The organism is Streptomyces sp. NBC_00459, assembly GCF_036013955.1.
Lineage (GTDB): Bacteria > Actinomycetota > Actinomycetes > Streptomycetales > Streptomycetaceae > Streptomyces.
Genome location: NZ_CP107903.1, coordinates 4,467,652 through 4,488,224, shown reverse-complemented (window position 1 = coordinate 4,488,224; position 20,573 = coordinate 4,467,652). Strand labels below are relative to the sequence as shown.

Below are 20,573 nucleotides of genomic sequence, written 5' to 3'. Positions count from 1 at the left end.
GCAGGCGAGCTCAACACGCTTGAGGGGTCCGCAAGTCGACGGATTGGGTTGTCGGCTTGCGGGCCCTTCGCTGTACTCCGGGCCCTACTCGGGCTGGGGAGCCAGGGCCACACAGGCGCCACAGGGGAGCCCGCCCACAGGAGAAGGTGGCGGAGAGTTCAGAGGGAGGGGAGGTCTCCGTCCTTCATCGCCGCAAGGAAGTCGACCCACTGCGGGCTTCGTCGTCGGTGAGGCGATCACGGGGCCGAAGCGCGGCTGAGGAGCGTCGTCGAACGTGGAAGGGGGCCGGGAGGTGAGCTGCCTCCCGGCCCCCTTCGTGCGTGTGCGGTCAGTTCGCGGGCGCGGTGGCCGCCCAGTCGCCCGCCGGCACGGACTCGGTGCCGTCCGCGGCCAGGGTGGTCACCCAGTAGAAGGACGTGGTGCCGCGCCGGGCGCCGGTGTCGTAGTAGTCGGTGACGTCGGAGCCGAGGTCGGCGATCTTCTCGTACGTCCCGGCGGCGGGGTTCCAGCGGTAGACGCGGAAGCCTGTCGTCACCTGGGAAACGGAGCTCCAGTTCCAGTCGAGGTGGTTGCCCTCGTCGCTCTCCGCTCCGGATGCGTCCAGTTCGAGCGGGGAGCCCTCCGGGGTGGCAACGCTCGGCGTCACGTCGAGCTCGGTCGCCACCACGATGTCGGCGTCGCCGGTCATCCTCCAGGCGGACCACCAGTTGTCGTCGTACGCGTCCACGAAGAGGCAGGCCTCCTCGCCGTCGGGCAGAGTCGCGTACTCGTACGACGTAGTGTCGGCGGACAGCCACTCCACCTCGTGCACGGAGCAGACCTTCTCCTCGTCGCCGCCCCGGAGTTCACCCCGGTAGACGAGGTACCGCCCGAGGTCGGGCGCCGGGTTCGGATCCCAGGTCAGCGAGAAGCCGTACTCGGTCGGCGTGACCTTCAGCCCGGTCACCGCGGGCGGAGCGGTGGCGTCCGGGCGGGTGGCCTTGACGGCGGCGGAGCGGGCGGACTCGTTGCCGGCCGTGTCGAGGGCGGTCACCTGATAGGTGTAGGTGCTCTCCTCGACCGCCGAGGTGTCCAGATACGAGGCCGTGGTCATGTTCCCGATGCTGACGTACGAGCTGCTTCCGCTCGGCGCCCGGTACACGCGGTAGGACGACGCACCCGTGACCGCGGTCCATTCGATCCAGATCCCGGACAACGAGAGAGCGGTCTCCAGCCCGGTGGGCGCGGCGGGGGCGGTGCGGTCGACGGTGGTGACGGGCTTCTCGGCCGTACCGGCGGACTCGTTGCCTGCTTTGTCGTACGCGCGGAGCTCGTAGTAGTAGGTGTCGGCGCCGGTCACCGGGAGGCTGGTGTCGGTGTACGTGGTGGCGGTGGTCGTCGCGAGGGGCTTGGTGGGGAACGTACTTCCGTTCAAGCGGCGGTAGATGCGGTATCCCGCGAGGTCCATCTCCTGGTTCTTCGCCCAGGTGAGATTGGCCTTGCCTGTTGTCTTGTCGTACGTGACGGTGGGTGCCGTCGGGGTGAGGGGCTTGACCTTGTCCACGGTCGCCGAAGTGCGGGGCGTGTAGGTGAAGTTGACGTTCGCGTTGCCTGTCCAGGCTGCGTAGTCGATGCGCAGGGTGTGTTTGCCGGACGGGATGGTGAGGTTGGCGGTCTGCTTCTGGGTCGTCGTGACGTTCTTCCAGAGGTTGACCTTGACCGTGCCGTCGAGGTAGACGCGGATGCCGTCCTGCGTGGCGACCGTGAACGCGAACGGCCCGCCGGACCCGAAGTCCCGCGTCACAGTCCATCGCACCCCGAAGTTGTCCTTCGGGAGGCCGGCGGCCGGGGCATTCGCGCCCCAGTTCTCGGCGACGGCGGCATCGCAGTCGGTCTTCTTCGGGGTGCCGGAGAAGGTGGTGTTCGCGAAGAACTGCCGTTTGTAGACGGGAGAGACACACGTCGTAGCGGCGGAGGCGGCCGGGGCTGCGGTGCTGAGCAGGGCGCCGGCGGTGGCGAGCACGAGGGCGGTGGTGGCTGCCTGCGTCGTGCGTCTGGCTGGGTTCAAAGCGGTCCTTCGAGTCCTGATCGTCAACGACGAGAAGTGGGCCGTTGACGATCAGGACCGGCGAAGGTGTGAATTGGTTGTACGGCTGGTGTGATTTTGTTCGAAAGGTAAGAGAGGGGCAGGTGGGGCTCAGCCGACCTTGAACAGGATCGTGGCCGCCGCGCCCGTCCGGTCCCCGTAGTAGTCCACCGCACGCACCTCGAAGGTGTACGTGCCGGAAGCCGGGGGTGTCCAGGTGATGGTCGCGTCCGGGGTTCTCGTGTAGCCGCTGTCGCCGGTGAACCTGTACTCGTAGCCCCAGATCAGCCGGTCCGGGTCCGGAGTCAGGGTCATGGTGAGGGGAGTGTTCGAACCGCCGTGCGCCACGCAGTCGTTGGCCGTGCATTCCGTGTACGGGGCGGACAGGGCCATCGTCGGCGGAGCGGGCGCGGTGGCGGTGGCCGGGGTTCCCCGGGTCACCGTGACGATCCCCGTGGGGGTCGACTCGTCGCCGTGCTGGTCGAGGGCGACCAGGTAGTACGAGGCGCGGCCGATCGGGGCGGCGGTGTCGGCGTAGCGGACGAACGTCAGCCCGTTCCGGCTGTACCGCGTCCAGTGGTCGTCGCCCTCGCTGATCCGCGTCCAGGCGTCGTTCGTACCCGTGCGGCGGTAGACCCGGTAGTCGGAGGGGGCGTTGTCCGTCGGGTAGTCCCAGTCGAGTTCGGTGTCGCTGTCGTGGAGCGTGCCCGACAGGTTCGTCGGCACCGCCGATTCACCGGGCGCGGGGCGGGTCGCGGTCACCGTCTCCGACACCGGGGAGATGTTCCCGTACGCGTCGACCGCCTGGATCGTGTAGGTGACGGGGACGCCGGGCTCCGCCACCTGGTCGTTGAAGGAGGTGTCGAGGGCGATGTCCGGGCCGTCGGGGTCGGCCTGGCCCGCGGTGGACGTCCACACCTGGTACCGCTCCACGTCGGCCGAGGACGCCTGCCAGCGGACCGCGTTGCCCGCTGTCGTGCCCTGTGCCGTCAGGCCCGTGACCTGGTCGGGCGCGGTGGTGTCCGGCACGCCGGGGTCGACGGTCGCGGAGGGGACGGACTCGTTGTCGTACTTGTCGACGGCCGTGACCCGGTAGTACGCGCGCTGCTTGATGTCGCCCGTGTTGTCGTAGATGAAGGTGTCGCCGATCGCCCAGTTGATCCGGGTGTACGGGCCCTGCGGCGCGCTCGCCCGGTAGAGGCTGTAGGAGAACGCGTCGGGGACGGGGTTCCAGTCGAGGCGGAGGTTGGACGCCGTCACGGTCACCTTGACCCCGGTGACCTGCACCGGCGGCGTCTTGTCGACGGTCGTCGCGGTCACGTCGGCACTGCCGGCGGACTGGTTGCCTGCCTTGTCGTACGCGCGTATCTCGTAGGCGTACGTCTCACCGGTGTTCGGGACGGCCGAGTCCGTGTACGTGGTGGCGGTGGTCGTGGCGAGGGGGGTGCTGCCGAACGAACTCCCGTTCAGGCGGCGGTAGATGCGGTAGCCGGAGAGGTCCAGCTCCTTGTTCTTCGCCCAGGTGAGCTTGGCCTTGCCCGTTGTTGTGTCGTACGTGACGGTGGGACCTGTCGGGGCGAGTGGCTTGACCTTGTCGACGCTTGCCGAAGTGCGGGGCGGGTAGGTGAAGTTGACGTTCGCGTTGCCCGTCCAGGCGGCGTAGTCGACGCGCAGGGTGTGTGTGCCGGACGGGATCGTGACGTTGACCGTCTTGGTGCGGGTCGCGGTGACGTTCTTCCACAGGTCGATCTTGCGGACGCCGTCCATGTAGACGCGGATGCCGTCCTGTGCGGCGGCGGTGAGGGCGAAGGGGCCGCCCGAGCCGAAGTCGCGCGTCACGGTCCAGCGGACGCCGAAGTTGTCCTTCGGGAGGCCGGTGGCGGGGGCCTTGGCGCCCCAGTTCTCGGCGATGGCGGCATCGCAGTCCGTCTTCCTCGGGGTGCCGGAGAAGGTGGTGTTCGCGAAGATCTGACGCTTGTAGGTGGGAGAGGCGCACGTCACCGTGGCCGCCGAGGCGGGTGTGGCGGCGACAGCGGTGAGCAGGCCGCCGGCGGTGGCGAGCACGACAGCGGTCGCGGCGGTGGCCCTCGCGGTCCCCGCGGCCGTCGTGCGACTGGCTGAGATCATTCGGTCCTTCGCATCCTTGGCGTCCTTGGCATCCGTCGTCGTATCCAGGCGTCGTATCCATGCGCGTTCGTCGAGAACGGCGGAATCGAGCCGTCGATGATCAGGACTCGTGAGGTATGCGCTTGGTTGTACGGATCTTGGATGGGTCTGTTCGCACTCTGGCCGGGCACTTCATGGAGGCTGTGCGAAGGCCTTTTGTGCAGGCTTCCGCCACTTCTTCACGCTGGCGACGGAGTGTGACGTTGCACTCCGGATGAGTAGTTCCGCTTGACGCCTGTGGGCTCGCCCGCGTTGTCTTTTCAGACACATGGGCCGCACTGCTGCGTCCACGTCCGGAAAGCACCTGAAGTGAGCACCCGAATGTTTCGTCTGACTCGTCCGGCTCGTCCGATTCACATGAGTCGTGTGGCTCGTTTGCGTCGTTCCGCCACCGCCGTGGCCGCCACCGCCGTCGCGGTCTCCCTTGCCGCGGGCTGCGGCACCCTCGACGCCGGCGGGGACGCCGGCGAGGCGACGCCCGCCAAGGGCAACGACATCACGGTGGGGCTGCTGCTTCCGGAGACGGCGAACACCCGTTACGACAAGTTCGACTACCCGATCATCAAGAGCAAGGTCGAGTCGCTCACCAGCGGCCAGGGCAAGGTCGATTACGCCAACGCCGATGCGGACGCGGCCAAGCAGGCCCGCCAGATGCAGCAGATGATCGACGACAAGGTCGACGTCATGCTCCTCGACGCCGTGGACGCGCACGCCATCGCGGGCGAGGTCAAGAAGGCCAAGGACGCCGGGATCCCGGTCATCGCGTACGACAGGCTGGCCGAGGGCCCCATCGACGCGTACATCTCCTTCGACAACGAACTCGTCGGCGAGGTGCAGGGACGTTCCCTCCTGGAGGCGCTCGGCGGTGATGTCGGCGAGTCGAAGAAGATCGTCATGATGAACGGGTCGGTGACCGACCCGAACGCCGCGCAGTTCAAGGAGGGCGCCCTCTCCGAGCTGAACGGCAAGGTGACGATCGCGCAGTCCTTCGACACCAAGGACTGGAAGCCGGAGAACGCCCAGGCGAACATGACGAAGGCCATCGCCGCCATCGGCAAGGACAACATCGCCGGCGTCTACTCCGCCAACGACGGCATGGCGGGCGGCATCATCAACGCCCTGGAGGCCGCGGGCGTCACCAAGCTGCCGCCGATCACCGGGCAGGACGCCGAACTGGCCGCCGTGCAGCGGATCATCTCCGGCGAGCAGTACATGAGCGTCTACAAGTCGTACCCGCAGGAGGCCCAGACGGCGGCCGAGATGGCCGTCGCCCGCATCCAGGGCCGCGACATCCAGTTCGACGCCCTCACCCGGGACAAGGTCGACAGCCCCACGAACAAGGACGTCCCCTCCCAGCTGGTGAGCGTCGTGGCCCTGACGAAGGCCAACATCAAGAGCACGGTCATCGAGGACGGCATCTACAAGCTCGCCGAGATCTGCACCCCGAAGCTTGAGGACGAGTGCGAGGCGCTCGGCCTGAAGTAGCCGACAACGCCCGAAAGTTGCCGTAAACAGGTGCAAGTGTATGTAAGTAGTTGTAAGTAGTCATAAGTGGGCGTAGGTGGGTGTGCGTAGCCGCACCCCGCCCGCCGGTACGGGCGCGCGCCCCGGGGCACCGACCTGCCCCGGGGCGCGCACATCTCATACGGCCGTTTCAGGCCACCCGCGTGAACTCCACCGTCACCTCCGGCGGCCCCCCGGCCACCCCCCGGTACACGCCCTTGTGCGGTGTCACGTCGTCGTAGTCGCGCCCCCGGCCGACCACCACATGGGACTCGTCGGCGCGCGTCCGGTTCGTCGGGTCGTAGCCGCACCAGTCGCCCGCCCAGTACTCGACCCAGGCGTGGGACTGGCCGGCCACCGGGCGGTGCAGTTCCGCCTCCCGCTCGGGGTGGAGGTAGCCGGAGACATAGCGGGTGGGCAGGCCCAGACCCCGCAGCAGCGCGATCGTCACATGCGCGATGTCCTGGCAGACGCCCGCGCCCTGCTCCCACGCCTCCGCCGCCGAGGTGTTCACGCCCGTCGTGCCGGGCAGGTACGACACCCGGTCCGCGACCAGCGACGACACCGCCGTCGCCGTCTCGTGCGGGTCGAGGCCCACGGCCACCTCGCGCGCCCGTGCCACCAGTTCGGGCGGCACCGTCGTCCGGCCCGTCGCCGTCGCGTACTCCAGCAGCCGGGAGTTCGCCGTCCGGTCGGCCACCTCGGCCCAGCTCGGCGCGGGCTCCAGGGGGCCCGGCGGGGCCGTCTCCACCAGGCTCTGGGCGGTGATCGTGAGATCGGCGTGCGGGTCCATCAGGTCGAAACCCGTGACCTGCGTGCCCCAGTAGTCCCAGTACGACCAGGTCGGCGTCGTCGGGTTCACGGTCACCCGGGCGTCCAGCGTCGTCTGGTTGGGGAGCGTCAGCGGGGTCATCCGGACCTCGTTGTGCGAGGAGACCGCGGCCTGCGCGTACGCGACCCGGGTGACATGCCGGATACGGAGCCGGCGGGTCATCGCCGAGTTCGTCGGCGCGTTGATCGCCATGCGACCGGCCCCGCCACTCGCCCCGCCGCTCGACCCACTGTTCGCCATGCTGCCCGTCCCATTGCTGCTCATACTGCTCGCGCTCCTTCCTGGGCCCACTCCACGGGCCCCTGGTACGGGAAGAACTTCTCCGCGACCGCCTCCGCCGAGGCCATACAGGCGGTCTGCAAGTCCCGCAGCAGCACAGGGAGTTGGTCTTCCATGGCCTGTGAGTCCAGATACTCCAGGCGGGTGCGCAGCCGTCCGATCGGGCGTCGGGCCGGGTCCTGGCGCGGGCGGCCCAGAGCCGCGAGGCACTCCTCGGCCGTGGTCAGCGCGTGCAGCGCCGAGCGCGGGAAGTCCCGGTCCAGGAGCAGGAATTCGGCCACTCTCGGGGTGTCGCCGAAACCGCCGTACACCCGCGCGTACGCCTCGTCGGCGCCGCTCGCGCTCAGCAGGGTCGGCCAGTCCGGGGCGTGGGCGGCGTCCAACACCCGTACCGACAGCAGCCGTACGGTCATGTCCACCCGCTCCAGGCTGCGCCCCAGCACCACGAAACGCCAGCTGTCGTCCCGGCTCATGGTGGAGTCCGCGAGGCCGAAGAAGAGCGCGGACCTGCGCCGCACCAGCTCCAAGTAGGCGTACGGGCCCGTGCGTCGGGCCGCGAGCCGCTGGTCGGCGAGGGCGTGCCAGGTCGAGTTGAGGCACTCCCACATCTCCGAGGAGACGGCTTCCCGGGCGCTTCTGGCGTTGAGCCGGGCCGCCCCGAGCGCGCCCTCGATCGCGCACGTCGAGCGGGCATCGAAGGCGAGCTGGTCCAACACCTGCTGCATGTCGACGGGTTGGCCGCCCGCGTCGACGCCCAGGATGGCGTACAGGGAGCGGCAGGCCGCGTCCTCGTCGCGCCAGGGGTCCTCCAGCAGGCGGTGCAGATAGGCGTCCAGGATGCGGCTCGTGGCGTCGGCCCGCTCGACGTAACGGCCCGTCCACGTCAGGGCCTCGGCTATCCGGGAGAGGATCACGTCGTTCACTGCTGCTGCGCCCCTTCCTGTACGAGGGTGAGGTTGCCGTCGGGTCCGTGCTGGCGCGGGGCGACCTCGGGCGGTGCGCCGGCCGGTGGTACCGGGTCCGGGGTCTCGGCGGGCCCCTCGGCGAGCACCCAGGTGTCCTTGGAGCCGCCGCCCTGACTGGAGTTGACGATGAGGTTGCCCTCCTGGAGGGCGACACGGGTCAGCCCGCCCGGCAGGACCCAGACCTCGCTGCCGTCGTTCACGGCGAACGGCCGCAGGTCGATGTGGCGCGGCGCCATCCGCTCGCCGGCCAGGGTGGGTGAGGTGGACAGTGCGACGGGGCGCTGCGCGATCCAGCCCCGGGGATCGGCGGCCACCGCCGCCCGGCACTGCTCCAGGGTCTCCCGGTCGGCCTTCGGCCCGATGACGATGCCCTGGCCACCGGCACCGTCGACCGGCTTGATGACCAGCTGGTCGATCTGGTCGAGGACGGCCTCAAGTTGCCCCGGCTCATCCGGACGGAACGACTCCACGTTCGGAAGAATCGGTTCCTCGGAGAGGTAGTACCGGATCAGATCGGGTACGTACGTGTAGAGCAGTTTGTCGTCCGCGATGCCGTTGCCGACCGCGTTCGCGAGGGTGACGGTGCCCGCTTGGGCGGCGCTCAGGATGCCCGGGCAGCCGATCACCGAGTCGGGCCGGAAGTGGAGCGGGTCGAGGAAGTCGTCGTCCAGCCGTCGGTATACGACATGGACGGGTACCTCACCGCGCGTGGTCCGCATCCACACCCGGTTCTTACGGCACACCAGATCGTGCCCCTCGACCAGTTGCACGCCCATCAGCCGGGCCAGCAGGGCGTGTTCGAAGTAGGCGGCGTTGCTCGGACCGGGGGTCAGGACCACGACCCGCGGATCGGTGACCCCGGCGGGCGCGGCGGCGCGCAGCGCGGCCAGCAGGCGCTGCGCGTAGCCGTCGACGGGGACGACGTGCTGCTCGGCGAAGAGGGACGGGAAGACGCGGGTCATCGCCCGCCGGTTCTCGATGACGTAGGACACCCCGGACGGCACCCGGACGTTGTCCTCCAGCACCCGGAAGTCCCCGGCCTCGTCCCGGACGAGGTCGATGCCGGCGACATGGATGCGTACCCCGCCCGGCGGCTCGATGCCCTGGGCGGCCCGGTGGAAGTGCGGCGAGCTGAGCAGCAGCCGCCATGGCACGACACCGTCCTCGAAGGCCCGGCAGGGCCCGTAGGCGTCCGCGAGATAGGCCTCCAGGGCCCGTACCCGCTGGGCGACCCCGCGCTGGATGAGATCCCACTCCAGCGCGTCGAGGATCCTCGGTACGAGGTCCAGCGGCCAGGGTCGCTCCTCACCCGCGAAGGCGTAGGTCACCCCGCGGTCGGTGAACGCCCGGGCCATCTGGTCGGCCCGGAAGCGCAGTTCGGTCGGTTCGATGGGCTGGAGTGCCGCCAGTACCGGCTCGTAGGCGGTCCTGACCTCACCCGGCCGCACAAACATCTCGTCCCACGCGTCGGCCAACGCGTATGCGTCAAATATGTCCGCCATGGCCTGACGGTAGGGGCGGGACGTAACGGGACGATCTCCGAGTGGTTTCCGGGAGCTTGCGCGAAAGGTGTGGCACGCGCTTTCACTCCGGTCGCCTCGCGCCGTGCGGGGCAGCCGATGGCCCCGGCCGGATGGGGGGCATCCTGCCGGGGCCGCTTCGGGCGTTCCCCCGTTCGCGCCTCGCGGCGCCCCCGTCACGCCCTTGGGAAGCGCCATCCACAATGCCGCCGGGAGCAACGTCCCACCACCGTCAGCTTGTTGCAGGGACACGGGCGGAGGAGGGGCGAAAGTCGGACATAGTAAGGGGATTGGGGGCGCGAGACGGACCCTGCCGTGTTGCGGACCACGTCCGGGCCGCGCATAGTGGCGCTGCAAAGAGCTGGAACCAGTAGTGGGATGGGGCGATGGCCGGGCACGGGACGGACGAGCATCCACACGGTGCTGACCGACTGTGCGAGGCCGGGGATCGCGTGTATTCCCGGGCCGTACGGCGGGGCCGTGTGCAGCGCCGGGACGCCGAGGCGGTCCCGTGTCTGCTCGAACTCGCCCTCCTGCACCCGGACCCCGACGACATGGCCTGGCTGGTGCCGACCTCCCCGCAGGAGGTCATGACCCGGCTGTTGCGCGGCGTCTACGACGAGGTCAGCGCGAGCCAGGGCCGGGTGGGCTCGGCGGTCGCGGCCTTCGAGCGGTACACCGCCCTCGGCGAGCAGAGCCAGTACGCCGGTTCCGGCTCAGGAGCCGGCGGTGGTGGCCCCGGCCACGGGTTCGGGTTCGGCTCCGGTGAGGGCACGGCCCTGCGTGTCCTGGACGGTCTCGCCCGCATCCAGACCGCGATGGACGAGGCGACCCAGGCGTGCACGACCGAGGTGCTCACCGTCCAGCCCGGCGGCATCCGCCGCGAGTACGAACTCTCCGAGGGCCTGCACCGGGCGCTCGAACTGCGCGGACGCGGCGTACGGATGCGCGGCCTGTACAACCATGTGGCCCGGCACGGTCAGGGACTGCTCAACTACCTCGAACTGGTGGGCGGAGCCGCCGAGGCGCGCACCCTCGACGAGGTGGTCGAGCGGCTGATCCTCTTCGACCGCACGGTGGCCTTCATCCCGGCGAACGCGGAGCGGACGGTAGCGCTGGAGATCCGCCACCCGGCGCTGGTGCAGTACCTCGGCACGGTCTTCGACCGCCTGTGGCGCCTGGCCGCCCCGCTGACTGCCCCGCTCCCCGACACGGGCATCGAGGGCATCTCGCACCGCGAGCGGTCCATCGCCGCACTGCTCGCCGAGGGCCACCAGGACGCGGTGGTCGCGGAGCGTCTTGGCATCAGCGTCCGCACCTGCCGCGCGCACATCGCCCGGCTCTCGGAGACGCTGGGGGCGGTCAGCCGGACGCAGCTGGGGGTACGGATCGCACAGGCGGGCCTGGACGGCCCGTCGGCGGTCGCCGCGCCGGGCGGCGGCGTGGCGCTCAGTCTTCCGGCGCCGACGGTTCCGCCGGGGGCCGCCGCCCCGGCTCCTGCTCCAGAATCCCCGACTGCCCGATGAGATAACCGAGTTGGGCGCGGCTCCCGCTCCCGAGGGTGGCGGCGAGCTTGGCTATGTGCACGCGGGCGGTACGGATGTTCATGCCGAGGCGGGTCGCGATGACGGCGTCGGTGTGGCCCTCGACGAGCAGGGCGGCGATGGCCCGCATGCGGGGCGTGACGCCGTTGAGGGACGGTAGCTGGACGGACTGTGGGTACATCGGGGTGGCCAGCTGCCACAGCCCCTCGAAGGCGGTGACGAAGTACGCGATCAGGGCGGGGTGGCGTACCTCGAGGGCGACGTCGGAGGCCGCCGGGCCTGTCCGGTCGGGTACGAAGGCGACAGTGCGGTCGATGACGAGGATCCGGTCGGTGACCTCGTCGAGGAAACGGGCCTGCGCGTCCCCGCGCAGCTTCTCGTAGCGGTCGAAGACGAGGGGCTGGTGGCGCGTCGTGGCCTGGTAGAGGGTGCGGATGCGGGCCCCCCGGTCGAGGAGTGCCTGGTCGCGATCCATGGCCACGGCATGCGCCTGCCCGCTGAGCCCCTTGGCGTACTCGATGCTCGGCTGGACGGAGAGAAGTTCCCGGGTGGCGGTGGCCATGGCCTCGGTTATGGCGTGGTTGATCCGCTTGCTGCCGAGCAGGACGCTGATCGTCGGTGCCTCGGTCCGCATGGCTGGCGTCTCCACGCGCAGCAGAGGTTCGAACAGCTCGGCCAGCCGTTCCTCGTGCCGTCGCTCGGCCACGATGCGCTCCGCCGCGCCGCGCAGCAGCCGGTGCAGGGCGACCGACGGGGCGACGGGCTCCAGCCGGCTCAGGTCGTCGACGGCCGGGTGCAGCAGGCCGAGGTCGATCAGACAGGGAGCGTCTTCGGCGTCGGCGCCGCGTACATGGCCTTCGAGCAGGGCGCGCCGGTACAGAGCCGATGCCGGTTCGCAGAGGTCGTCCGGTCCGTGCTCGGGATGGGGGGACGGGGTCACTGGGCGGTTCTCTCCTCAGTGACCCTGGTCGAGGATCCCCGACTGCGCGATCAGGAACCCGAGCTGGGCGCGGCTGCCGCTGCCCAGGGCGGTGGCCAGCTTGGCGATGTGGGCGCGGCAGGTGCGTACGTTCATCCCGAGGCGGCGGGCGATGGCCTCGTCGACATGGCCTTCGATGAGGAGCTTGGCGATGGAGTGCTGGATGTCGGTGAGGCCGTCGGGCGCGGTTTCGTAGGGGGCACCGGCGCTCAGCGGGACCGCGCGGTTCCACATGAATTCGAACACCTTGATGAGGTAGCGGACCAGACCCGTGTGCCTCAGCTCCAGGGCGACCTGCCGGTCGTCGCGCACGGGGAGGAAGGCAACCGTTTCGTCGCAGATGATGAGTCGCTCGACCAGCTCGTCGATCGTGCGGTACTCCACCTTGCCGTCGCCGAACTGGTCCACGTACGCGAGACGCTCGGGGTTGTAGCGGGCCGTGTGCTGATACAGCGTGCGCAGCTTCACACCACGTTCGATCAGCGGGCGGTCGCGTTGCAGCGCCTGGAGGAGACTGCGCTCGGGGCGGGCGCCGCCCTGGCTGGGCTGGACGGTGAGCATCTCGGTCTGGCACTGGGCCGTGGCGAGGTTGAGAGCGGCGTTGATCCGGTCGTTGCCCTCCAGCACGGTGATCGCGTGCATGCTCTCCGCCGGCTGGGTGGTGAGGGCCATAAACGGTTCGAAGGAATCGACCAGCTCGATCGAGCGCCTTCGGCGTTCGCTGATCTCGCGCTCTATCGGGCTCAGCCACTGGGTAAGAGCCACCGACGGGGGTACTGGTCGCAGCCAGGCGGGATCGTCAGGGTCGGGCTGGAGGAGGACGAACTCCATCAGACATGGCGTGTTCGAAACGTCTGAGCGAGCGATGCGTCCGGTGCGCAGGGCGGCCGCATAAAGACGGCTGCCCTCCTCGCACAACTCGGTCACCGCATGGGGATGTGTCGCTTTAGTCCCATTCATCACCAAATCTCCACCCCCCAGGGTCCTGAACGTGCAGGAACATGATGCACCGATTGTGTGGCCATGACGTGCCCGAATGAGCCATCGTCTTACTCGACGGGGGAAAGAGGGACCTTCAAGTGAGGACGAAGCCGAATATGAGTAAGAAAATGCTTCGCTGGGTGCTTGTCGCAGCCTTCTCTGCCGTCCTGGTTTTCGGAGCACTGAGTGGCCTGTCCGGCGCGGATGGTGACAGTAGGGCGGACAGTAGCTGGCCGCCGCTGACCACGCACTCCGTGATTGCTGGTGACAGTGTCACGCAGTCCCCCAACGCTCCGTTTGACAGCACGTGGGATTGACATGACAACTCCACCCGACGACCGTTCCTTCCGTCGCGAAATGGCCACCGCCTACCGCTCCGGCTGGCACTTCATCGACCTGGTCACCGCCATCCCCCACAGCGGTGACTCGCTGATGGTGACCGTGTTCGGAGAGCCGGTCGTCGTGACGCGGGACGACGAAGAGGACGTTAGGGCATACCGGTGTCTGCGGCGGCCTCGGGGGGCGCCGCAGCCAGTACGGTGTGCGATTCGGTACGGAATGATCTTTGTGAACCTGGACCAGCGCGACCACCGGCTGGACCACCCCGACATCCCGGATCTCCCCGATTTCCAGGACGTACAGACCATCTCAGCCACCCCCCGCAGTGCCTGACGCGATTCCCCCGTCGCAGTAGATCGCTCAGGTGCTTCCCCCCAGTAGCGGCGTCACCGTGACCTGAACACGGTGACGCCGCTGCTATTTCTGCCGAAATATCAGGGTTTGAGGGTGTCCTGGAGTGGGTACCGCGCCCGCTCGCTTGGCCGAAAGTAATCGCACGCCGGTTCTCCCTGCACCGCCCATCCGTCATTGGGGATGGGCGGTTTTTGGTCTGCCCAGCCACTCCCTCCCACCTTGAGTGGAATAGACTCAACTTTGTGTACGCTAGCTGTGTCAGTCACGACCGGGACAGGGAAGGGAGACAGCGACTGTGGACGCCGAGCTGACCAACAGGAGCCGGGACGCGATCAACGCGGCCACCAGCAGGGCCGTGTCCGGGGGGCACCCGGACCTGACCCCCGCGCATCTGCTGCTGGCGCTGCTCGCGGGGGAGGACAACGAGAACATCGTCGACCTGCTGGTCGCTGCCGGGACCGACCAGGCGGCCGTACGCGCGGGCGCCGAGCGCGTCCTCGCGAGCCTGCCCAGCGTGACCGGCTCGACCGTCGCACCCCCGCAGCCCAACCGGGAACTTCTTTCGGTCATCGCCGATGCGGCCGAACGGGCGAAGGAGCTCGGCGACGAGTACCTCTCCACCGAGCATCTCCTCATCGGCATCGCCGCGAAGGGCGGCCCCGCCAGGGACGTACTCTCCCAGCAGGGCGCCGATGCGAAGAAGCTGCTGGACGCGTTCCAGAAGAGCAGGGGAGGGCGCCGCGTGACCACAGCCGACCCCGAGGGCCAGTACAAGGCCCTTGAGAAGTTCGGGACGGACTTCACGGCCGCCGCCCGGGAGGGCAAGCTCGACCCGGTCATCGGCCGTGACCAGGAGATCCGCCGGGTCGTCCAGGTCCTGTCCAGGCGTACGAAGAACAACCCGGTCCTCATCGGAGAGCCGGGCGTCGGCAAGACGGCCGTCGTCGAGGGCCTCGCCCAGCGCATCGTCAAGGGCGACGTACCGGAGTCCCTGAAGAACAAGCGGCTGGTGTCGCTGGATCTCGGTGCGATGGTCGCCGGGGCGAAGTACCGCGGGGAGTTCGAGGAGCGGCTGAAGACGGTCCTGGCGGAGATCAAGGGCTCCGACGGCCAGATCATCACCTTCATCGACGAACTCCACACGGTCGTCGGCGCGGGCGCCGGCGGCGACTCCGCGATGGACGCCGGCAACATGCTGAAGCCGATGCTGGCGCGCGGAGAACTGCGCATGGTCGGCGCGACGACCCTCGACGAGTACCGCGAGCGGATCGAGAAGGACCCCGCCCTGGAGCGCCGCTTCCAGCAGGTCCTGGTCGCGGAACCCTCCGTCGAGGACACGATCGCGATCCTGCGCGGCCTCAAGGGCCGTTACGAGGCCCACCACAAGGTCGTCATCGCCGACAGCGCCCTGGTGGCCGCGGCGACCCTCTCCGACCGCTACATCACCTCCCGCTTCCTCCCCGACAAGGCGATCGACCTGGTCGACGAGGCGGCGTCACGCCTCCGTATGGAGATCGACTCCTCCCCTCTGGAAATCGACGAACTCCAGCGCGCAGTGGACCGGTTGAAGATGGAGGAACTCGCGCTGGAGAAGGAGACCGACCCTGCCTCGCGTGAGCGGCTGGAACGGCTGCGCCGTGATCTGGCCGACAAGGAGGAGGAGTTGCGCGGTCTGACGGCCCGTTGGGAGAAGGAGAAGCAGTCCCTCAACCGGGTCGGCGAGCTGAAGGAGAAGCTCGACGAACTCCGTGGCCAGGCCGAACGGGCCCAGCGCGACGGCGACTTCGACACCGCCTCCAAACTCCTCTACGGCGAGATCCCCACCCTGGAAAGGGACTTGGAGGAAGCCTCCGAAGCCGAGGTGGAGGCCTCCAGGGACACCATGGTCAAGGAGGAGGTCGGCCCCGACGACATCGCGGACGTGGTCGGCGCCTGGACCGGCATCCCGGCCGGCCGTCTCCTGCAGGGCGAGACCCAGAAACTCCTGCGTATGGAGGAGGAGTTGGGTCGACGCCTGATCGGCCAGTCGGAGGCCGTACAGGCGGTCTCGGACGCCGTACGGCGGACCAGGGCCGGTATCGCCGACCCGGACCGCCCCACCGGCTCCTTCCTCTTCCTCGGCCCGACGGGCGTCGGCAAGACGGAGCTGGCGAAGGCGCTGGCCGACTTCCTCTTCGACGACGAGCGGGCGATGGTCCGCATCGACATGTCGGAGTACGGCGAGAAGCACAGCGTGGCCAGGCTGGTCGGCGCGCCTCCCGGCTACGTCGGCTACGAGGAGGGCGGCCAGCTGACGGAAGCGGTGCGGCGCCGCCCGTACAGCGTGGTGCTCCTGGACGAGGTCGAGAAGGCCCACCCGGAGGTCTTCGACGTCCTCCTCCAGGTCCTGGACGACGGCCGCCTCACGGACGGCCAGGGCCGGACCGTCGACTTCCGCAACGCGATCCTGGTCCTGACGTCGAACCTCGGCAGCCAGTATCTGGTCGAGCCGCTGACCTCGGCGGAGGAGAAGAAGCAGCAGGTGCTGGAGGTGGTCAGGGCCTCCTTCAAGCCGGAGTTCCTGAACCGCCTGGACGACATGGTCGTCTTCTCCGCTCTGAACAGGGAGGAACTGGAGCGCATCGCGGGCCTCCAGATCGACCGTCTCGCCAAGCGCCTGGCCGAACGCCGTCTGACCCTGGACATCACCCCGGCCGCCCTGGCCTGGCTCGCCGACGAGGGCAACGACCCGGCCTACGGCGCCCGCCCGCTCCGCCGCCTCATCCAGACGGCGATCGGCGACCGCCTCGCCAAGGAGATCCTGGCGGGCGAGGTCAAGGATGGCGACACGGTCCGGGTGGACACGTTCGGGGAGGGCCTGATCGTGGGTCCGGCCAGTGAAAAAACGCTCTGAGCTGAATTACGCCAACCATCGGTGAACCGTCGGGGGCGGGGGTTGCCACCCCCCGCCCCGCATGGGAGAGGATGGCGGGATCCGTACGAAGGGAAATTCACGGTGACCATCGACCCGTCCTCGATTCCGAACTTCGGGGGCCAGCCCGAGCCGCAGCAGCAAGGACCGGCAGGCCCCGTCGTCCCGGACCAGGACCTTGTGAAGCAGCTCCTGGAACAGATGGAGCTGAAGTACGTCGTCGACGACGAGGGTGACCTCGCGGCGCCGTGGGAGCAGTTCCGCACGTACTTCATGTTCCGTGGCGAGGGTGACCAGCAGGTCTTCTCGGTGCGGACGTTCTACGACCGGTCCCACCCGATCGAGGAGAAGCCCGCGCTTCTTGAGTCGATCGACGACTGGAACCGCCGGACCCTGTGGCCCAAGGTGTACAGCCACACGCACGACGACGGCACCGTCCGCCTGATCGGCGAGGCACAGATGCTGATCGGGACGGGCGTCAGCCTGGAGCACTTCGTGTCATCGACGGTGAGCTGGGTGCGCGCCGCGATCGAGTTCGACAAGTGGCTCGTCGAGCAGCTCGGCCTGGAGCCGGACGCCGAGGACGCCGACGAGAAGCCCGAGGACGACGCGGAGTAGTCCTGTCTGTACGGCTGTGTATGTGTGCATGGAGGAGCCCGGCCGGGAAGGCCGGGCTCTCGCCGTTTCCGGGCCTACCCGTCTCTGGGCCTGCCCGTCCCGTTCCGGTCAGCAGATGGGCACGCCGGGGACGGGCTCCCAGTCGCCGCCCTGGACCACGGCGGTGGCGGGGAAGGAGCCCCACCCGGAGGCGCCGGGACGCGTGACGACATCGGCCAGGGTCTCCAGCCACCAGTTGTTGTGGGCGCCCTGGATCACCGGGTTCTCCCGGCCCTTGATCTGGCACACGAACCAGTTGTGGCCCGCGTAGAGGATGCCGACCTCACGGGAGTCGCCCTCGTAGGGAGTGCTGCCCTGGGTGACACTGGCAGTGACGTAGGTGTCGCAGTAGACCGTCGCGTATCCGTTTACCGTCGGTCCTGGCCCGGAGCACGAGCCGCCTGCGGCGCCTGCCGGCGGCGCGAGCGCGAGTGTGCCGGCGACAACGGCACCGGTGGCGAGCAGGGCCAGACCGAATCTGCTCTTCGTAGCTGTGGGCACGATGGCTCCTCTCGGCACGGGGCGCCGTCCGGCCCCCGCTTCGGGAAGCGACTGTGCCAGCGGGGCTGAATGCTGTGACTCCGCGACGTTACGGATTGCTGGCGCACCCCGCCCATACCGTCCTGCCCCGCGTTCATAGGTGAGTTGAAGGTCGGCCGCCACCGCCCCTGAGGCCGCCGGGCATCCCGGAACCCGAAGGCGGTCGCCGCGAGGGCTGCCGCCCTGGGATGCCTGCGTGTCACGCATCGAGATGCGCCCGACATGGTGCTGACCACCGCCATACACGCCGAGCGCAGCGAGGAGAACCTGACCACCGCGTCCCGGCTGTTCCTTGCCCTGATGAAGCAGGACGGTGGTGCCAGGTCGCTTCTGCTCGCGCTGCCCGAGGTGTTCCCATGGGTGCGTCACCTGGACGACGAAGAAGTCCGGGAATTCACCGTCGAACTCCTGGACGCACTGTCCGACGCCGCTGAGCTGGGTGCCAGGGAGGCTGTGCACCGAGCGATCGTCTCGTGGCGGGCAACCGCCCGCATCAACGCCGACCCTGACCAGCTCAGGCAAGCCCTCCGTCCGCTTGGTGACGTCGACCTCGGCCCGGTCGAGGTGCACGGGTGAGCCCGAAGAAAGGCGACCGGGTCAGCGTCCCTCCGCTGAGCGGCTGGAACGTCGTCCACGGAACGACGGAGGCCGCGACCGGTTGGGAGGAGTTGTGTCGGGTGGCGTTGCCGAACGCGCATCGCTGCCTGGAAGCCCTTCGCACGGACCCGCTGTCGCGTGCCAACTGGAACCGTCAGCACCAGCTTCGCGGCAGGCACGCCACCAGGGAATGGAAGGGCTCCGTCTGGAACAGTGGGAGTACGAGATCACGAGTGGCGGCAGGGTGCGATACCTGGTCAGCCCGGAGGCCTCGACTGTCGTCCTCGTCTACGCATCGACCAGGCATCCCAAAGACACCGAGTAATCAGTCCTTTGGGGAAACGGCCCGGCTTCTCTGAGCGAGCGGATGCCGGGTCGTTCGTCCGCGGTGGTCGTCCGGTGGCGTAGCGAAAATCGATCTCTGTCGGCGCGCCGCGGGACGGAAGATCCAGTCAGCCCGCTCGGGCGTCTCTCCGGCAGTACGCCCACAGCCCCGCAGCCGTAAGGGCCGCCGTATACAGGAAGAACACGGCTACAGCGACCGGCGTGGACAGGTGGGAGCCGACCAGTGCTTGCGCAAAGGCCTTGTCCTCGCCCGAGACGGTCGACAGATCGGTGAGCATCGCTCGCCCAGCCGCGAACGGCAGCCAGTCCTTCACGCTCTCCAGCCCCGGGACGTATCCGAGCAGTGCGCCGGTGAGGCGCTCACCGAGAAGTGGCCACAGGACCAGGAACAGGACAGAGGCGATACGGCTTCGCAGCACTGCGACCAGGGCCATGCAGAGCAGCGCCCAGCACCCCATCCACCCGACGAACCGTGCGGCAGGCGCGAGGATCTCTGTCCATGCCGGCTGGGGGGCACCGGCCACCGCCAGGGTCACCGCGCAGGAGAGCGCTCCCGTCAGTGCGCTGATGGCGGCCACACCGGAGCCAACGGTGAAGCCGACCGCGCACTTTGCCGCATATGCGGTGCGACGCCCGTTCACAGTCAGCCAGGTTGTCCGTCCGGCGCCCGACAACAGGTCGGTCGAGACCGGCCCGGTACCCAGCACCAGCACGAAGAAGCACAGGGCCGGGATCTGCGTCGCCAGCGGGGTCCACGCGATCGTGTCCGCCACGGTCGCGGAGCTGACCGTGTTTTGTCCGCGCAGGTCGAGCAGGACCGTGATCCCGGTCAGCAGACTCAGGAACGCCACCACGCCGAGCAGGATCCATGTCGAGCGCAATTCGGTCAGATGCCGCCATTCATACCGGCATGCCCTGCGAAACGCTTCAACGGGCCGGACGACAACCGGAGCCTTCAGTACGACAGATGTCACGAGATCCTGAACTCCTCTTCCGCTACGCCCAGATAGAAGTCCTCCAGAGATGGCTTTTCCTCTTGCAGCCAGTACAGCGGAACCCCGGCTTTCATGGCGAGCGTGCCGATCTGCACACGGTCCAGCCCCGTGACGGTCGCGCCCTGTCCGCCGGTGGGAGAGAGACGCCCGCCGTGCTCTGCCAGCAGCCGGGTCAGTGCGGGCAGTTCTGGCGCCTCTATGATCACCACACGTTGGCCGGCGGCCCGTTCCAGCACCTCGGTCATCGGCACGGCTGCCACGACCCGGCCAAGGCTCAGCACCACCGCCTGATCGGCCAACTGTTCCATCTCCCCGAGAAGGTGACTGGACACCAGCACCGCCCGGCCCTGCGCCGCCTGATCACGCAGGAACTCCCGCAGCCAGCGGATCGAATGGGGATCGAGTCCGTTCGCGGGCTCGTCGAGAACCAGCACGGGCGGATCACCCAGCAGTGCCTGCGCGATGCCCGCGCGCTGGGCCATACCCAGGGACAGTTCGGACAGCTTCAGCCGGGCGGCATCGGCCAGTCCGACAGTCTCCAGCAACTCGTCGACGCGTTCATCCGGCACCGCTGATCCGGCGGCCACCATGCGCAGATGTGCGCGCAGGCGGTGCTGGGGATGGCCCGCAACACCTCCCAGTACCGCGCCGACGACAGTCCCGGGTGCGCCCCACTCGTGCAGCGGTCTGCCGAGGAAGAGGGTTTGCCCTTCGCCCCGCAAGAGGCCCAGCATGAGCTGGATCGTCGTCGTCTTGCCCGCTCCGTTGGCTCCGACGAAGCCGGTCACCTCACCGGCGCGCAGGGTCAGCGAGACGTCATCCACGACCCGTTTGGACCCGAAGGAAAGACCGAGGCTCTTGGCCTCGACGAGTGCGTCACCCTTCTTCACTGCGTGAATCCTTCAAACGGTCGGCCAACCGGCCGGTCGGTGGAGCCTTGACCAAAAAAAGCAGCCGTACTCAGATTGCTTCGGTTCATGTACGCTTCTATTGCGTCATCG

The 20,573-nt window shown here is 68.7% G+C and carries 16 protein-coding genes; 6 read left to right on the top strand and 10 right to left on the bottom strand.

What is annotated here, in order from left to right; all coding sequences use genetic code 11:
- Nucleotides 1-328 precede the first annotated feature (328 nt).
- Nucleotides 329-2,047: a PA14 domain-containing protein gene (locus tag OHN74_RS19595; RefSeq protein WP_327695854.1), complete on the bottom strand. Its 1,719-nt coding sequence runs from the start codon at nt 2,045-2,047 to the stop codon at nt 329-331.
- Nucleotides 2,048-2,176: 129 nt separating this feature from the next.
- Nucleotides 2,177-4,192 carry a PA14 domain-containing protein gene (locus tag OHN74_RS19590; protein ID WP_327695853.1) on the bottom strand — a complete coding sequence of 672 codons (2,016 nt, stop codon included), beginning with the start codon at nt 4,190-4,192 and terminating at the stop codon, nt 2,177-2,179.
- Between the two features lie 396 nt (nt 4,193-4,588).
- Between OHN74_RS19590 and OHN74_RS19585 the strand changes: the two genes are divergently transcribed.
- Complete coding sequence (locus OHN74_RS19585) at nt 4,589-5,716, top strand: sugar ABC transporter substrate-binding protein (protein ID WP_327695852.1); 1,128 nt, start codon at nt 4,589-4,591, stop codon at nt 5,714-5,716.
- Nucleotides 5,717-5,885: 169 nt separating this feature from the next.
- On the opposite strand, the gene OHN74_RS19580 is transcribed toward OHN74_RS19585, so the two are convergent.
- The 3 genes from OHN74_RS19580 to OHN74_RS19570 all read right to left on the bottom strand — a co-directional run bounded on the left by OHN74_RS19580 (nt 5,886) and on the right by OHN74_RS19570 (nt 9,312).
- A complete protein-coding gene (locus tag OHN74_RS19580) occupies nt 5,886-6,728 on the bottom strand; it encodes a transglutaminase family protein (protein ID WP_327700186.1) in 843 nt (280 codons plus the stop codon).
- Nucleotides 6,729-6,826: 98 nt separating this feature from the next.
- Nucleotides 6,827-7,768, bottom strand: a complete 942-nt coding sequence (locus tag OHN74_RS19575; RefSeq protein WP_327695851.1) for an alpha-E domain-containing protein — start codon at nt 7,766-7,768, stop codon at nt 6,827-6,829.
- Nucleotides 7,765-9,312, bottom strand: coding sequence for a circularly permuted type 2 ATP-grasp protein (locus OHN74_RS19570; protein WP_327695850.1), 1,548 nt, complete (start codon nt 9,310-9,312; stop codon nt 7,765-7,767). Before OHN74_RS19570 ends, OHN74_RS19575 begins: the two co-directional genes overlap by 4 nt.
- Nucleotides 9,313-9,716: 404 nt before the next feature.
- Here OHN74_RS19570 and OHN74_RS19565 point away from each other — a divergent pair, with 404 nt between their 5' ends.
- On the top strand, nt 9,717-10,856 hold the full coding sequence (locus tag OHN74_RS19565; RefSeq protein WP_327695849.1) for a helix-turn-helix transcriptional regulator: 1,140 nt from the start codon (nt 9,717-9,719) through the stop codon (nt 10,854-10,856).
- Here OHN74_RS19565 and OHN74_RS19560 read toward each other — a convergent pair.
- Both OHN74_RS19560 and OHN74_RS19555 read right to left on the bottom strand, forming a co-directional pair.
- Nucleotides 10,780-11,814, bottom strand: coding sequence for a helix-turn-helix transcriptional regulator (locus tag OHN74_RS19560; protein WP_327695848.1), 1,035 nt, complete (start codon nt 11,812-11,814; stop codon nt 10,780-10,782). The two genes, OHN74_RS19565 and OHN74_RS19560, sit on opposite strands and share 77 nt — an antisense overlap.
- Before the next feature lie 15 nt (nt 11,815-11,829).
- Nucleotides 11,830-12,813, bottom strand: a complete 984-nt coding sequence (locus OHN74_RS19555; protein WP_327695847.1) for a helix-turn-helix transcriptional regulator — start codon at nt 12,811-12,813, stop codon at nt 11,830-11,832.
- A gap of 339 nt (nt 12,814-13,152) precedes the next feature.
- On the opposite strand from OHN74_RS19555, the gene OHN74_RS19550 reads away from it, so the two are divergent.
- The 3 genes from OHN74_RS19550 to OHN74_RS19540 all read left to right on the top strand — a co-directional run bounded on the left by OHN74_RS19550 (nt 13,153) and on the right by OHN74_RS19540 (nt 17,056).
- Nucleotides 13,153-13,506, top strand: coding sequence for a hypothetical protein (locus tag OHN74_RS19550; protein ID WP_327695846.1), 354 nt, complete (start codon nt 13,153-13,155; stop codon nt 13,504-13,506).
- Nucleotides 13,507-13,822: 316 nt separating this feature from the next.
- A complete protein-coding gene (gene clpB, locus OHN74_RS19545) occupies nt 13,823-16,420 on the top strand; it encodes an ATP-dependent chaperone ClpB (RefSeq protein WP_327695845.1) in 2,598 nt (865 codons plus the stop codon).
- A 102-nt stretch (nt 16,421-16,522) separates the two neighbouring features.
- Entirely contained in the window at nt 16,523-17,056 is a 534-nt protein-coding gene (locus tag OHN74_RS19540; RefSeq protein ID WP_327695844.1) for a YbjN domain-containing protein, read from the top strand.
- Between the two features lie 108 nt (nt 17,057-17,164).
- Here the strand turns inward: OHN74_RS19540 and OHN74_RS19535 are convergent, their stop codons facing one another.
- Nucleotides 17,165-17,596 carry a hypothetical protein gene (locus tag OHN74_RS19535; protein WP_327695843.1) on the bottom strand — a complete coding sequence of 144 codons (432 nt, stop codon included), beginning with the start codon at nt 17,594-17,596 and terminating at the stop codon, nt 17,165-17,167.
- Nucleotides 17,597-17,857: 261 nt separating this feature from the next.
- Between OHN74_RS19535 and OHN74_RS19530 the strand changes: the two genes are divergently transcribed.
- Nucleotides 17,858-18,211: a prevent-host-death family protein gene (locus OHN74_RS19530; RefSeq protein ID WP_327695842.1), complete on the top strand. Its 354-nt coding sequence runs from the start codon at nt 17,858-17,860 to the stop codon at nt 18,209-18,211.
- A 473-nt stretch (nt 18,212-18,684) separates the two neighbouring features.
- Here the strand turns inward: OHN74_RS19530 and OHN74_RS19525 are convergent, their stop codons facing one another.
- Nucleotides 18,685-19,551: a hypothetical protein gene (locus OHN74_RS19525; RefSeq protein WP_327695841.1), complete on the bottom strand. Its 867-nt coding sequence runs from the start codon at nt 19,549-19,551 to the stop codon at nt 18,685-18,687.
- Nucleotides 19,548-20,462, bottom strand: a complete 915-nt coding sequence (locus OHN74_RS19520) for an ABC transporter ATP-binding protein (RefSeq protein WP_327695840.1) — start codon at nt 20,460-20,462, stop codon at nt 19,548-19,550. Before OHN74_RS19520 ends, OHN74_RS19525 begins: the two co-directional genes overlap by 4 nt.
- Between the last annotated feature and the right edge of the window lie 111 nt (nt 20,463-20,573).